This window comes from Pseudomonas sp. TWR1-1-4, from assembly GCF_049897165.1.
Lineage (GTDB): Bacteria > Pseudomonadota > Gammaproteobacteria > Pseudomonadales > Pseudomonadaceae > Aquipseudomonas > Aquipseudomonas canadensis.
Map to the genome: position 1 here is coordinate 228,771 of NZ_JAFCVS010000001.1, position 12,193 is coordinate 240,963.

General features: G+C 62.5%; 12 protein-coding genes and 1 pseudogene. 3 read left to right on the top strand and 10 right to left on the bottom strand.

Annotated elements, in window-relative coordinates; all coding sequences use genetic code 11:
- Positions 1-14: 14 nt before the first annotated feature.
- The 4 genes from ACP7C6_RS01040 to ACP7C6_RS01055 all read right to left on the bottom strand — a co-directional run bounded on the left by ACP7C6_RS01040 (position 15) and on the right by ACP7C6_RS01055 (position 4,307).
- Positions 15-803, bottom strand: coding sequence for an ABC transporter ATP-binding protein (locus ACP7C6_RS01040; RefSeq protein ID WP_068934317.1), 789 nt, complete (start codon positions 801-803; stop codon positions 15-17).
- Complete coding sequence (locus ACP7C6_RS01045; RefSeq protein WP_353632442.1) at positions 797-1,786, bottom strand: ABC transporter permease; 990 nt, start codon at positions 1,784-1,786, stop codon at positions 797-799. Before ACP7C6_RS01045 ends, ACP7C6_RS01040 begins: the two co-directional genes overlap by 7 nt.
- Entirely contained in the window at positions 1,773-2,831 is a 1,059-nt protein-coding gene (locus ACP7C6_RS01050; protein WP_426108140.1) for an ABC transporter substrate-binding protein, read from the bottom strand. The genes ACP7C6_RS01045 and ACP7C6_RS01050 overlap by 14 nt, the downstream gene beginning before the upstream one ends.
- A gap of 144 nt (positions 2,832-2,975) precedes the next feature.
- Complete coding sequence (locus ACP7C6_RS01055) at positions 2,976-4,307, bottom strand: LLM class flavin-dependent oxidoreductase (RefSeq protein ID WP_426108142.1); 1,332 nt, start codon at positions 4,305-4,307, stop codon at positions 2,976-2,978.
- A gap of 194 nt (positions 4,308-4,501) precedes the next feature.
- Here ACP7C6_RS01055 and ACP7C6_RS01060 point away from each other — a divergent pair, with 194 nt between their 5' ends.
- Complete coding sequence (locus ACP7C6_RS01060) at positions 4,502-5,446, top strand: aliphatic sulfonate ABC transporter substrate-binding protein (RefSeq protein ID WP_028616663.1); 945 nt, start codon at positions 4,502-4,504, stop codon at positions 5,444-5,446.
- Between the two features lie 138 nt (positions 5,447-5,584).
- Positions 5,585-5,922 (top strand): annotated as a pseudogene (locus ACP7C6_RS01065) (NAD(P)/FAD-dependent oxidoreductase); the annotation flags it as partial.
- A gap of 72 nt (positions 5,923-5,994) precedes the next feature.
- On the opposite strand, the gene aqpZ reads toward ACP7C6_RS01065, so the two are convergent.
- The 4 genes from aqpZ to ACP7C6_RS01085 all read right to left on the bottom strand — a co-directional run bounded on the left by aqpZ (position 5,995) and on the right by ACP7C6_RS01085 (position 9,550).
- Positions 5,995-6,696: an aquaporin Z gene (aqpZ, locus tag ACP7C6_RS01070; protein ID WP_028616664.1), complete on the bottom strand. Its 702-nt coding sequence runs from the start codon at positions 6,694-6,696 to the stop codon at positions 5,995-5,997.
- 102 nt (positions 6,697-6,798) lie between these two features.
- Entirely contained in the window at positions 6,799-7,983 is a 1,185-nt protein-coding gene (locus ACP7C6_RS01075) for a sugar transporter (RefSeq protein WP_068934327.1), read from the bottom strand.
- 122 nt (positions 7,984-8,105) lie between these two features.
- A complete protein-coding gene (locus ACP7C6_RS01080) occupies positions 8,106-8,465 on the bottom strand; it encodes a hypothetical protein (protein WP_028616666.1) in 360 nt (119 codons plus the stop codon).
- An 86-nt stretch (positions 8,466-8,551) separates the two neighbouring features.
- Positions 8,552-9,550 (bottom strand): bile acid:sodium symporter family protein, encoded by a 999-nt coding sequence (locus tag ACP7C6_RS01085; protein ID WP_028616667.1) that lies wholly within the window; start codon positions 9,548-9,550, stop codon positions 8,552-8,554.
- Between the two features lie 86 nt (positions 9,551-9,636).
- Here ACP7C6_RS01085 and ACP7C6_RS01090 point away from each other — a divergent pair, with 86 nt between their 5' ends.
- On the top strand, positions 9,637-10,425 hold the full coding sequence (locus tag ACP7C6_RS01090; protein ID WP_426108146.1) for an AraC family transcriptional regulator: 789 nt from the start codon (positions 9,637-9,639) through the stop codon (positions 10,423-10,425).
- On the opposite strand, the gene ACP7C6_RS01095 is transcribed toward ACP7C6_RS01090, so the two are convergent.
- Positions 10,422-11,657: a Zn-dependent hydrolase gene (locus tag ACP7C6_RS01095; RefSeq protein WP_122683696.1), complete on the bottom strand. Its 1,236-nt coding sequence runs from the start codon at positions 11,655-11,657 to the stop codon at positions 10,422-10,424. The genes ACP7C6_RS01090 and ACP7C6_RS01095 overlap by 4 nt on opposite strands.
- Positions 11,650-12,132: an L-2-amino-thiazoline-4-carboxylic acid hydrolase gene (locus ACP7C6_RS01100; protein WP_068934334.1), complete on the bottom strand. Its 483-nt coding sequence runs from the start codon at positions 12,130-12,132 to the stop codon at positions 11,650-11,652. The genes ACP7C6_RS01095 and ACP7C6_RS01100 overlap by 8 nt, the downstream gene beginning before the upstream one ends.
- Between the last annotated feature and the right edge of the window lie 61 nt (positions 12,133-12,193).

Genomic DNA, 12,193 nt, shown 5'->3' on the forward strand with positions numbered 1-12,193 from the left:
ATGAACGTATCTGGCTACCAACTTTCTCCCAGCCCCAGCAGGCCCAGAATCTGGCGTCGCAAGTCCACCAGATAAGGATCGTCCCGGTGTCGGGGGTACGGCCGGTCAATTGTCAGTTGCGCCAGGATGTTCGCCGGACGATCGCTGAACACCACCACCCGGTTGGCCAACAGCAAGGCTTCTTCCACATCGTGGGTCACCAGCAAGGCCGTATAGCCCTGGCGCTGCCACAAGTCGATCAGTTCCTTTTGCATGGTGATACGGGTCAGGGAGTCGAGTTTGCCCAACGGCTCGTCGAGGATCAGCAGGCGTGGTTGATTGACCAGTGCGCGGGCCAGCGCCACCCGTTGCGCCATGCCACCGGACAACTGCCGTGGATAAGCGCGAGCGAACTGACTGAGACCGACTTTTTCCAGGGCTTCGTCGACCTTGGCCGAATGAGTCTTGAGTAGCCCCTGCGCTTCCAGGCCGACGGCGACGTTGTCCCACACGCGGCGCCATGGGTAGAGCGTCGGGTCCTGGAACACCACCACGCGGCTCGGGTCCGGGCCGGTGATGGCTTCACCGTCCGCCAGCAAACGGCCGGAGTCCGCCGGTTCGAGGCCGGCCACCAAGCGCAGCAAGGTCGACTTGCCGCATCCCGAAGGCCCGAGCAAGGCCACGAATTCACCTGGCGCCACAACCAACGAAACCCGCTCCAATACCGGCAGATGCAGGCCGTCCAGGGCAAAGCCATGGCTCAGGTTTTCTATGCTCAGCGCCAAACCTTCCGACGCCGATACTGCGTGTGCCAGGGCTACCATTTCATCGATCCTTTCTGCCAGGCCAACAACCGGTCACGCACCAGGAACAACCCGGTGATCAACCCTGAACAAGCGAGCGCCATGATTAGCAAGGCGGCGTACATATTCGCGTAGGCGGCCCAGCCCTGGGCCCATTGCAGGTACCACCCGATACCGGATTTGACGCCCATCATCTCCGCCACCACCAGCGTCGAAAATGAGGCGCCCAGGCCCATGAAAAGGCCGACAAATACATGCGGCAACGCGGCGGGAATCGCCACCTTGAAAATCAGAAAAGCTTGCTTGGCGCCGAGGGTGCGGGCCACGTCGTAATAGGCTTTGTCCACACTCGCCACGCCGGACCAGGTAAGCACCGTGACCGGAAACCAGGTGGCCAGTGCGATCAAAAATACGCTGGCGCTCCAACTGCTCGGAAACAGAAAGAAGCACAGCGGCAACAACGCCGTCGACGGCACCGGACCGAGAATGCGCAACACCGGGTGCAACCAGTAGCCGATGCGCGTGGACCATCCGATCGCCACCCCCGCGATAAACCCGGTGGTCGCGCCCAGCGCCACGCCCGAACCCAGCAGCAACGCCGAGTGCAACAGGCTGTCGGCCAGGCGTGGGTAGTCTTCGATATACACGGCCAGCAAGGCCTGGGGCGGCGCAAAAAACGGCACCGGCAACAGCGCCAGTTTGGCGGTGAGTAGTTCCCAGATACCCAGCAGCACCGGCAAGGCGATCAGCCAGGGACCCGCGTTGCGCAGGCGCAGGCCCAACCTCGCTATCTTGCGCCCCAGCAGGCTCAATACGATGAACAGCGCCGCGATGCCCACGCACAGATTGGCCAGGCCTTGGGTCATCGGCCAGTTGCGCGTCGCGTTGGGCCAGTAGCTGATCAGCAGCGCGACGGCCAGCCAGGCCCCCACCACCGCCACGCCCTGCCACCAGACTTTGAACGCCAGGGACGGGTTCAGGGTTGCCGCATCAACTGAAGACATCGGCGGTGATCTCCTTGGCAAACTCCACCGGGTCGGTGCTCTTGCTGATCACTTCGACGGTTTTCAAGTCGGTGACGTAGGTGAGGATTTCCTGGGTCAGCGCCGCGCCCACCGCGTGATGGCCGTGGGTGTGGTCGTGGAGGATCGCCTGCACTTCTTCTACCGAAGTATTCAGCGCATGGGCCTGGAAGCCTTTGGCAACTTCTTCGGGGTGCTGCACGGAATAGTCGTGGGCTTCCAGAATCGCTTGGGTCAAGGCCGCGACCACGCGTTTGTCTTCGCGCACCAGTTTGCCGGTGACGCCGACCACCCAGCAGCTGAGGTTGGCGTACTCTTCCACCAGGTTGGTGGACAGTTCGCGGGCCACGCCGGATTTGATCAGGCGGTACATGAACGGGTCACTGCCACTCACCGCCTGCACTTCGCCACGCTCGAGGGCCGTGCCGAGCAGGTCGGCCGGGTACAGCCGCCATTCCACGTCGCGCACCGGGTCCACGCCGTGTTTCTTCAGCAGGATCGAGAAGAAATTGCGGTCCGGACTGGCCATGTCGGTCACGCCGATAGCCTTGCCCTTGAGGTCTTCGAGTTGGGTCACGCCGCCATTCACCGCACTGAGCAAACGCAGGCAGCCGCCGTGAGTGCCCGCAGTGAGTTTCACATCGAACCCTTGCTCCAGCGCCTTGAGCCAACGCAGCGCCATGCCCACGCCCGCGTCGGCTTTACCGGTGGCGATGGCCTCCAGCAGTACTTCGGTTGAGTTGCCGAAGTTGACCAGTTCCACGTCCAGATTGTGCTTGGTGAAAAAGCCTTGGCCGTGGGCGATCACCACTGGCGCCAGGCATACGGCGTTGAGGTTGACTGCCAGCTTCAGCTTGCGCGGAGCGTCGAGGCGGATGAATTCACCGGTGCCAGCAGGTTCCTGTGAAGTGTTATGGCCGGCGTGTTCATCGGCGGCGAAGCCCAGGCGTGGCAGCGACAGGCTGGCCAGCGTAATACCGGCCAGCCCCAGCAGGCGGCGGCGGGTTAAGTGATCGAAGTCAGCCATACACAATATTCCCTATAAATGAGTGTTCTGGACGGTGTGGCACCTGTAGGAGCCGGCTTGCCGGCGATAACATCGGGCCAGTCGACATCACGGCTGACTGATACACCGCTATCGCTGGCAAGCCAGCTCCTACAGGGACCGAGTTCAGGGGTTGAGATCGGCGAGGCCGAGGTGCTCACGCAACGTCGAGCCTTCATACGCCGTGCGAAACAACCCCTTGCGCTGCAAATGCGGAATCACGCTCTCGACAAACTCGGTGAACGAGCCCGGCAGATACCCCGGTGAAACCACGAACCCATCGCAACCGCCCTGCTCAAACAGCTCGGCCAACTGATCGGCCACCTGCGCGCCCGTCCCCACCAACTGCGGTACGCGCACGCTGCTGGCGAAGAGGCGCCCGATTTGTTCCAGGGTGGTTTGCGGGCCTTGCATCAACAGCTTTTCAGCGGCGGCCGGGTGGATCAGTGGCGACTGGGCGATCTCGGCCAGGGTCGCGGACAGCGGGAATGGCGACAGGTCCACATTCAGCTGCGACGCCAGGGTCACCAGCCCCAACTCAGGCCGAGCCAGGACGTTGTGCTGATCACGTTTGGCGCGAGCTTCAGCTTCGCTCGCGCCAATGAACGGCATCACCGCCGTCAGCACCTTGCAGCTGTCAGCCTCACGGCCTTGCTGCACCACCTGCGCACGCACGTCATCGCGAAACGCACGCATGGCCGCCAAATGCGGGTGAATGGTGAAAATCGCCTCGGCCCACCGCGCGCCAAAGCGCCGGCCCCGCCCGGACGAACCGGCCTGGATCAGCACCGGTCGCCCCTGGGGCGTGCGCGGAATATTCAACGGGCCTTCGACCCTGAACCACTCACCCTGATGTTGCACCGAACGGATCAACTCGGGGTCCGCCAGCACGCCGCTTTCTCGGTCCAGCTTCAGCGCGTCCTTGCCCCAGCTGTTCCAGAGCTTCAGCGCGACTTCGACAAACTCATCGGCGCGGTCATAGCGCAGATCGTGTTCCAAGTGCTTGTCCTTGCCGAACAGACGCCCTTCGCTGTCGTTCATCGAGGTGACGATATTCCAGGCTGCACGGCCCTTGGACAGGTGGTCGAGGGTGGCGAATTCACGGGCGATGTGCGCCGGTTCGTAATAGGTGGTGGAACGGGTCGCTCCGAGCCCAAGCTTGGTGGTCTTGCCGACCAGGTAAGAGAGAATCGGCAGCGGGTCCAACCGCGTAGCGTCCTGGGCACCGTAGCGCAAGGCGAACTCGCGGGAGCCGCCCATTTGATCGCCCACGGCCAGGCGATCGGCGAAGAACAGGAAGTCGAACAACCCCTCCTCCACCACCTTGGCCACCCGCGCGTAGTACTCGGGGTCAAGGTAATTGCCGACGGTCTCCGGATGACGCCACACGGCGTGGCTGTGCACCACCGGCCCACTCAACAGGAACGCGGATAAATGGATCTGGCGGTTTTTGGTCATGGAATATTTTCGCTTAAAAATTCCATTTAATTATATTAATCACGAACAACTATGAAAGAACCATATAGTTCTATGGTTATTACCGATGGGTTTGATCTCAAAAAAAGCGCCCTAAGCTAAGACCGAAAGAGTATTTAACGAATAGTTTTTAGAACTTTAAGCTCGACGCTACTCCGTTGAAGATCGAGCTCGCCATGTCCATACGTCGCCCCCTCGCCGCAGTACTCGGGTTGCTGGCCTTTTCCGTCGCGGCGAGCGCCGAAGCCCAGGAAACCGTGCGCATCGGTTACCAGAAGTCCTCGACCCTGATCACCCTGCTGAAAACCCAAGGCACCCTGGAAAAAGCCCTCAAGGCCGACCACATCGACGTGAGCTGGCATGAGTTTCCCAGCGGCCTGCCGCTGCTCGAAGCGCTCAACGTGGGCAACGTCGACATCAGCGCCGACGTGGCCGATACCGTGCCGATCTTCGCCCAGGCCGCCCAGGCCAAGCTCACTTACTTCGCCCAGGAAGCACCCTCGCCTTCAGCCCAGGCCATCGTGGTGCGCAAGGACTCACCGATCCAACAACTGGCGGACCTCAAGGGCAAGAAAATCGCCGTGACCAAGGCGGCGGGCACCCACTATTTGCTGATCGCCGCGCTGGCCAAGGCGGGCCTGGAATTTTCGGATATCACACCGGCTTATCTGACACCCGCCGATGGTCGCGCGGCGTTCGAGAACAACAAGGTCGACGCCTGGGTTACCTGGGAACCCTTCCTCACAAGCGTGCAACGTCAACTGCCCACGCGCACCCTGGCCGACGGCGCGGGGCTGGCCAGTTACAAGCGCTACTACCTGACGGGCACGCCTTACGCCAAGGCGCACCCTGAGGTGTTGAAGGTGGTGTATGAACAGCTGGAAAAGGCCGGCCAGTGGGTGAAAACCAACCCGCAGGACGCGGCCAGGATCCTCGGCCCGCTGTGGGGCAACCTGGATACGGCCACCGTTGAAGCCGCCAATGCACACCGCAGTTACCAGGTGCAGCCGGTGACGCTCGACCAACTGGGCGAGCAGCAGAAAATCGCCGATGCGTTCTTCAAGGCAGGACTACTGCCCAAGGCCGTGGATGCCAAGGATGTGCAGACCTGGAAGCCTTGACGGACTGAGCGGGCGAACCCGGTTAAGTGGTACAAAGGGCGACCCTGTACTCGCCCCAGGAAACCGTCTTTCATGACCGCCATCGCTCCACTCGTTCAACCGCGCACCCTGCAAATGGGCCTGCTTGACCTGACCGGTGCCCAGACCGTGTTCTGGGCCAACCCGCTCACCGAACAGGTCAGCGGCACCCGCGATCCCCAGGGCCGCCTGCATGTGGACGGCACCCTCAAGGTCAAGGGCCAGGCCGACGTGTTCGCCGCCGGTGACGTGGCCTACGCCGCCACCGACACCCTGGGCAACTCGATCTTGGCGCCTGGGGCGCCGTGTTCACCGAAGGCTGGGACCGCCAGCTGAAACTGGTCGGCCAGGAAGCCAAGGACCTCAAGCACCAGATCAACACCGTGTGGATCTACCCACCGACCGCTGATCGTGCGGTGGCGCTGGCGGCGGCAGACCCGTTGATTCCGGTGGCCTGATCCCCGTACGCCCTACACCGGCCAGCTCACTCCGTGCTGATCCGGTCATTCCCGAGCGCCCGCCGATAATTGTTAGGCGGGTGTTTTTTTTGCGCACTCACCCAACGAATACGCCGCCAAGGCCCCCATCACTCCGCCTACCATCGGCGCCAGCCAGAACAGCCAAAGCTGCGCCAGGTACTCGCCGCCGGCAAACAACGCAGGCCCGGTGCTGCGTGCAGGGTTCACCGAGGTATTGGTCACCGGAATCAACACAAGGTGAATCAAGGTCAGGGCCAGCCCAATCGCAATCGGCGCAAAGCCAGGCACCGCGCCTGGTGCGGTCACGCGCATGATGATGAACAAGAAAAAGAACGTGGCGATGAATTCCGCGAGCAACGCGGCCTTCATATCAAAGAGGCCAGGGCTTAGTGGGCCATAACCATTGGCGGCAAAACCTCCCACTGCGAAATCCGGCTGCCCGCTGGCAATCAGGTACAACGCTGCCGAAGCGCCAAGCGCTCCAGCCACCTGCGCCGCGATATACGGCAGCACATCACTCCCCGCCACACGACGCCCCGCCCATAAACCCAGGGTCACCGCCGGGTTGAAATGCCCACCCGAAATACTGCCTACCGCATAGGCCATGGTCAGCACCGTGAGCCCGAACGCCAGCGAAACGCCGACAAACCCAATGCCCAGTTCCGGGAAAGCCGCCGCCAGGATGGCGCTGCCACAGCCGCCGAAGGTCAACCAGAAAGTACCGATAAACTCGGCGGTCAAACGCTTTTGCACAATCGACTCCATTGCTGTTCAAGTGCCGTCACCACAGGCCGTGGGCGGTCTTGGGCGACGGTAGCAATGGGTATCAAATTGCTGTGTAAGACTTGTCCTGTTTTATCGGGTTACGACACCCTGCCCAAACCGGCGGATCGCCAGGCAGTAGCCAATCAACGCCAGCGCCGCCAGCAAACCGCCCGCCGCGCCGATCCAGGCAAAGCCGAACTGGCTACCCACCCAACTGCCCATCAGGGCGCCGCCGCCGATGCCGATGTTGTAGATGCCGGAAAACATCGCCATGGCCACGTCGGTCGCATCCGGCGCCAACACCAGCACCTTGGATTGCATCGCCAGGCCGAAGCCCATGATCGCCATACCCCAAAACACGCTCAGCACCACCAGGTAGGATTCTGCGCCACTTAACGGCAGCAGCAGCGCCAGGCACGCGGCGAGGATGAATACCGCGCCGACTACGAACAGGTGCGGATTGAAGCGGTGCACCAGGCTGAACAACAGCGAGCCGATGATGCCCGCGCCGCCGAACACCAGCAGGATCAGGGTCACCGCGCTGCCGCTCATGCCGGCCACGCCTTCGACGAAAGGCTCGATGTAGCTGTAGGCGGTGAATTGCGCGGTCACGGTCATGGCCGTGAGCACGTACAACGCCACCAGCGCCGGGCGCTTGAACAGCAGCGGCAGGCTGCGCAAGGAGCCGGAGTTCTGGCTCGGCAGCAGCGGCAAGGTGCGCGCCAGCCAGAACACCAGGGCGGCGGCGAACGCGCCGATCACCAGGAACGTGGTGCGCCAGCCCATGGCTTCGCCCAGCAGGCGGCCCAGTGGAATGCCCAGGACCATCGCCAGAGAAGTACCGGTAGCCAGCAGGCCGAGGGCTTGCACCTGCTTGCCTTCCGGCGCCAGGCGTACAGCAAGGGACGCGGTGATCGACCAGAACAAGGCGTGGGACAAGGCAATGCCAATGCGACTGAGCATCAGCAGGCCGAAGCTGTTAGCGACGCTGGAAAGGATGTGGCTGACGATAAACATGCAGAACAGCACGATCAGCAGCTTGCGCCGTTCGACGTTGCGGGTCAGCAGCATCACCGGCAGCGAGGTCAGGGACACGATCCAGGCGTAGATGGTGAGCATCAACCCGACGCTGGACACGGGCATGTCGAAGCTGGCGCCGATGGCGCTGAGCAGCCCGACGGGCACGAATTCGGTGGTATTGAACACAAAGGCGGCCAACGCGAGGGCGATGACCGGTTGCCAGTTGGCTTGGGGCGTTGCGGCTGAAATGCTCATTGAAGGGCGCGGTACTCGGACGATGATCAGACGGCCACCCAGGACAAGCGCCGCCGCCGAGCATTCTATAGGTTTCTGGCGCGGCTGTTGACGCCGATCCGGCTCAAAACCACCTCAGGGCGTCACGGCGCGGTCATGGTGACCACGTAGGCCCCCGATTGAATGGGCTTGCCGAGGGCGTCCACCAGCACATACCGCTGGTCGTAATAGCGCCCATCACTGCTTTGGGCGACCAACTTGACGTCTGCCTGCGCAGTGCCCAGCGCCGTCACCGTGCGCACGGGCTGCACCGCGAACTGGCTGCCACGCAAGGCCTGCGGGCAGCCCTTGAGTTCCAGCGTCGACCCGCTTGGTGCAGCTGCATGACAGCCGGGCTCGACGATACTGCCGTGAAACTGAATGACGCCTGAGGGCCCTGCCAGGCTAGCCCCCGCCCATACCGCAAGAACGCCGGTAACCAGTGACAAACGCTTAACGTTCATGTCGACGCTCCTTCTTGGGTAGTTAAGAAGGTAGTCGCCTGGGCCGGCGTTTACTTGAGCCTATTCGCCGAAGGTTGTGACAGGGATCATGGATCCACCTGGCCCATCAGTTCCGGAATGCTTTCCGGCCGCTTGGCATAACGCTGCGCCAGCCCCGCGCAGACCATCAACTGGATCTGGTGGAACAGCATCAGCGGCAGGATCAGCACCCCCATGGAGGCTCCGGCAAATAACACCTGGGCCATCGGCACGCCGGTTGCCAGGCTCTTTTTCGAACCGCAGAACAGAATGGTGATGCGGTCTTCCTGGTTGAAGCCGAAGGCTTTGCCCAGCACGGTCGAAGCCACCAGCACCAAGGCGAGCAGCACGCAGCACGCCACTACAAGACCGCCCAGTTCCCACAGCGGGATCTGGTGCCAGATGCCCTCGTTGACCGCTTCGCTGAACGCGCCGTACACCACCAGCAGGATCGAGCCCTGGTCGACAAACTTCAACCAGGATTTATTGCGGCCGACCCACTCACCGATCCAACGCCGGGCGATCTGCCCGGCGATGAATGGCAACAGCAATTGCACGCTGATCTTCAGGATCGCGTCGACGGTAGAACCGCCCTCGCCGTGCACGTTGAGCAACAGCGTCACCAACAACGGCGTGAGAAAGATCCCGAACAGGCTGGACGCCGCCGCACTGCAAATCGCCGCCGGGATATTGCCCCGAGCCAGGGACGTGAAGGCAATCGCCGATTGCACCGTGGCCGGCAAGGCGCAGAGGTACAGCATGCCCATGTACAGGTCTTTGCCGATCAACGGTGACAGCACCGGCTTGAGGGCCAGGCCCAGCAGCGGGAACAGCACAAAGGTCAGGCTGAACACCAACAGATGCAGGCGCCAGTGGCCGGCACCGGCAACAATCGCCTGACGCGACAGCTTGGCGCCGTGCAGGAAGAACAGCAGCGCAATCGCCAGGTTGGTGACCCAACCGAAGGCCACGGCGGTCTGGCCGCTGGCGGGCAGCAGGGAAGCGAGGATCACCGTGGCGATCAGCGTCAGGGTGAAGTTGTCGGGCAGAAATCGGGGGCGAGTCATAAGCAGGATCTTCCGGGAGTTGCCAAGAGCGTCGTCGCGACTCTAACGTAACGGCTTGTTACCGACTAACGCCAATGAGCCAGTAAATGCCGCCAAAAGGACATGACAAGACCGTCCGCCGCAGTGTGCCCGGGCTTTCCAGCCTGCCACGGCCGGTGTACGGACGCACCGAATCCTTGCCCAATCGTGCGCTGACCCGTCGCCACAGCCACCCGTGGGTGCAATTGTCCTACGCGATTTCCGGGGTTCTGGAGATCCAGACCAGCGTCGGCCGCTTCGTCGCGCCGCCTCAGCGGGCAGTGTGGATTCCGGCCGGCATGCCGCACCGCGTGTTCAGCTCGCCCCACACGGAAATGCGCAGTTTGTACCTGGATTGCAGCGTCACCACCTGGGCGGATGAGCGCTGTCATGTGCTGGAGGTGAGCAGTTTGTTACGGGAGTTGATCCGCAGCTTCAGCGAATTGCCGGTGGAATATGCTGAGGATGGACCGGATGGGCGTTTGGCCCAGGTGGTGCTGGACCAACTGGCGGCGGCGCCGCAAGTCGACTTGATGCTGCCGCTGCCACTGGACCCGCGTTTGCGCCAGATCTATCGCAGCCTCAACTCACACCCGGAGCAGCAGACGACCTTGGGCCAGTGGAGCCAGCAGCTGGGGGTGAGCGAGAAGACCCTCAGCCGCTTGTTCCTGAGCGACACCGGGCTGACCTTTCGGGCGTGGCGTCAGCGTTTGCGGTTACTGACCGCCCTGCCCGCCCTGGAGCAAGGCGAGCGGGTGACGGATGTGGCGCTGGGGTGTGGATACGAATCCACCTCGGCGTTTATCAATGCGTTTCGCCAGCAGTTCGAGGCGACGCCGGGTGAGTTCTTTCGCTAGGCAGAGGCCTTCGCCAGCATCGCCTGGAGCAACACATCCGCCCCCGCCGTCGACCATTCCTGAGAAATTTCTTCCGCCTCGTTATGGCTCAACCCATCCACGCAGGGCACAAAAATCATCGCCGTCGGCGCCACCTGGTTCAGGTAGCAGGCATCGTGCCCAGCACCGGAAATCATCGCCCGATGGCTGTAGCCCAATGCCTCAGCCGACGCCCGCACGACCTCGACACAGCCCGCGTCAAAGGCAATCGGCGCGTACTGGAAAATCTGCTTCACGCTGTGCTGCAAGCCAATCCCGTCGGCAATCTGCGCCACGGCATCGCGCAACTGCTGGTCCTGGCGCGCCAGCACCGCTTCGTCCGGGTGACGGAACTCCACACTGAAGAACACCCGCCCCGGCACCACGTTGCGCGAGTTAGGAAAGATATTCGCCATGCCCACCGTGGCCCGCCCTTCGGCGCCCTGCTCCAGGCCCAGCCCGTTGACGGCCTCGACCACACGGGCAAAACCGAGCAAGGCATCCAGGCGATGATCCATGGGCGTAGTGCCGGCGTGGGCACTGCGGCCGCTCAGTTCCACTTCGTACCAGCGCTGGCCCTGGGCGCCAGTGACCACGCCGATGGTAATGCCCTGTGCCTCCAGAATCGGGCCTTGTTCAATATGCAGTTCGAATGCGGCGTGGATCGCTTGGCCACCCACCGGCTCGGTGCCAGCGTAGCCGATTTGCTGCAGCGCCTGGCCAATGGTCACGCCGGCTTTGTCTTCCCGGGACAGCCCGTATTCCAGGTCAAACACCCCCGCATAGACGCCCGACGAAATCATCGCCGGCGCAAAACGTGAACCTTCTTCGTTGGTCCAGTTGACCACTTCGATGGGCCGGTCGGTTTCAATGCCCAGGTCGTTCAGGGTGCGCAGCACTTCCACCCCTGCAAGCACGCCGTAGATGCCATCGTACTTGCCGCCAAAGGGCTGGGAGTCGCCGTGGGAGCCGGTCATCACCGGGGCCAAATCATCGAAGCGCCCCGCACGACGGGCGAAGATATTGCCCATGGCGTCCACGCGAATGCTGCAACCGGCCGCCTCGCACCACTGCACGAACAGGTCGCGGCCACGGCGGTCTTCGTCGGTCAGCGCCAGGCGCGAGACGCCGCCTTTTTCGGTGGCGCCGATCTGCGCCATTTCCATCAGCGAAGCCCACAGGCGTTCGCCGTTCACACGCGCCAGCTTACTCATGAGGTTTGGCCCGATAGCGGAAGTCACAACGGTGATCGCCGCCCATGATGGTCTGGGTGCGGGTCAACTTGATGTCCGGGTTGTAGCCGACGATAAACAGCTCGTCACGGTTGCACGACAGCAGATGGCCGATCTCGCCCAGGCCCATCTCGTGGTACATCTCGGCGTAGCGGCAGCGCTTGACGTCGTAGTCATAGTGCTCTGCGTCGCTGGCGATGATCTCGACCTTCAGCGCGTCGTCCTTTTCCCACAGCACTTGCAGCTCGACGAAGCTCTTGAGGTCAGCGCCCTGCTCTTCCAGCGAAGCAAAATGCTTGCCGGCCTGGATCGCGGCATTGCCCACGGCTTCACCGATCACCGCAGCGGCAAAGTCCTTGCCCTGCTCGCGCTTGAGGATCTCGTAGATCGGCTTGATGATTTCGGCCTCGATGCGCCGCCGGGCGAGGATGCCCAGTTCACCTTCCAGTTTGCTCATTGTGTGCCTCCATCAGCTCCACAAAACCTATTAATTCCCCCCAAGCTCAAAGGGGGGCTCT

Excerpts from the sequence above, each read along its gene's own strand:
- ACP7C6_RS01040 (WP_068934317.1), bottom strand. The coding sequence starts at position 803 with ATGGTAGCCCTGGCACACGCAGTATCGGCGTCGGAAGGTTTGGCGCTG.
- ACP7C6_RS01045 (WP_353632442.1), bottom strand. The coding sequence starts at position 1,786 with ATGTCTTCAGTTGATGCGGCAACCCTGAACCCGTCCCTGGCGTTCAAA.
- ACP7C6_RS01050 (WP_426108140.1), bottom strand. The coding sequence starts at position 2,831 with ATGGCTGACTTCGATCACTTAACCCGCCGCCGCCTGCTGGGGCTGGCC.
- ACP7C6_RS01055 (WP_426108142.1), bottom strand. The coding sequence starts at position 4,307 with ATGACCAAAAACCGCCAGATCCATTTATCCGCGTTCCTGTTGAGTGGG.
- ACP7C6_RS01060 (WP_028616663.1), top strand. The coding sequence starts at position 4,502 with ATGTCCATACGTCGCCCCCTCGCCGCAGTACTCGGGTTGCTGGCCTTT.
- ACP7C6_RS01075 (WP_068934327.1), bottom strand. The coding sequence starts at position 7,983 with ATGAGCATTTCAGCCGCAACGCCCCAAGCCAACTGGCAACCGGTCATC.
- ACP7C6_RS01080 (WP_028616666.1), bottom strand. The coding sequence starts at position 8,465 with ATGAACGTTAAGCGTTTGTCACTGGTTACCGGCGTTCTTGCGGTATGG.
- ACP7C6_RS01085 (WP_028616667.1), bottom strand. The coding sequence starts at position 9,550 with ATGACTCGCCCCCGATTTCTGCCCGACAACTTCACCCTGACGCTGATC.
- ACP7C6_RS01090 (WP_426108146.1), top strand. The coding sequence starts at position 9,637 with ATGCCGCCAAAAGGACATGACAAGACCGTCCGCCGCAGTGTGCCCGGG.
- ACP7C6_RS01095 (WP_122683696.1), bottom strand. The coding sequence starts at position 11,657 with ATGAGTAAGCTGGCGCGTGTGAACGGCGAACGCCTGTGGGCTTCGCTG.
- ACP7C6_RS01100 (WP_068934334.1), bottom strand. The coding sequence starts at position 12,132 with ATGAGCAAACTGGAAGGTGAACTGGGCATCCTCGCCCGGCGGCGCATC.